Raw genomic sequence first — 848 nt, forward strand, 5'->3', positions numbered from 1 at the left:
CTAGGTTGCGTCTTCATTTAGGGGATTCCCAAATCGGATGAGGTTTGATTCAAGATCGAAAACGGAGGCGATCTTGAGCAGACGAACCCTGACCGATGCGCAATGGGCGCAGATTGCGCCGCTTCTTCCCGGCAAGCGCGGGGACCGGGGCCGCACGGCGACGGACAACCGGCTGTTTGTCGATGCGATCCTGTGGCTGGCGCGCACGGCGTCGCCTTGGCGTGATTTGCCGCCCGAGCTTGGAAACTGGCGCACCGCGCATTGCCGGTTCCGACGCTGGACGCATGCAGGGGTTTGGGAGAGTCTTTTCAAAGCCTTAAGCGCAGAACCGGACTTCGAATATGTCCTCGTTGACGCCACGATCTGCAAGGCACATGCCGATGCAAGCGGCGCCAAAGGGGGGCTGAGGCTCACGCGATCGGCCGCTCCAAGGGCGGCCTGACCACCAAGATCCACGCCAGCGTCGATGCGCTCGGCCTGCCAATCCGCTTCACGGTAACACCCGGCCAATGGGGCGATTGCCCGCAAGCGCGCGGCCTGATCGAAGGGCTGACCGGCGTCGGGTATGTCATCATGGACGCGGCCTATGATGCCGATCACCTGCGCGCGTTCATCGCCGATGAACTCGGCGCAACGGCCCAGATCAAACAAAACCCCACGCGCAGCAGACGCTATCCAATCGACTGGATCCTCTACAAGGAGCGCCATTTGGTCGAATGTTTCTTCAATCGTATCAAACGCTTCCGACGGATCGCCATGCGTTGCGAGAAAACACTCTCCTCCTTCGGCGCCTTCGTATCCCTCGCCTGTGCAATGGTTTGGCTGGCCTAAATGAAGACGCGACCTAG

General features: G+C 60.6%; 1 protein-coding gene. It reads left to right on the forward strand.

Annotated elements, in window-relative coordinates:
- Window positions 1-37: 37 nt before the first annotated feature.
- Window positions 38-831, forward strand: a protein-coding gene (locus ACH13J_RS18355) for an IS5 family transposase (protein WP_397544787.1) whose coding sequence is annotated in 2 segments (ribosomal slippage) — window positions 38-398 and window positions 398-831 — 795 coding nt in all. Because the reading frame shifts where the segments join, the coding sequence is not laid out codon by codon here.
- Window positions 832-848 lie beyond the last annotated feature (17 nt).

It is taken from the genome of Roseovarius salis (assembly GCF_044472985.1).
Lineage (GTDB): Bacteria > Pseudomonadota > Alphaproteobacteria > Rhodobacterales > Rhodobacteraceae > Roseovarius > Roseovarius salis.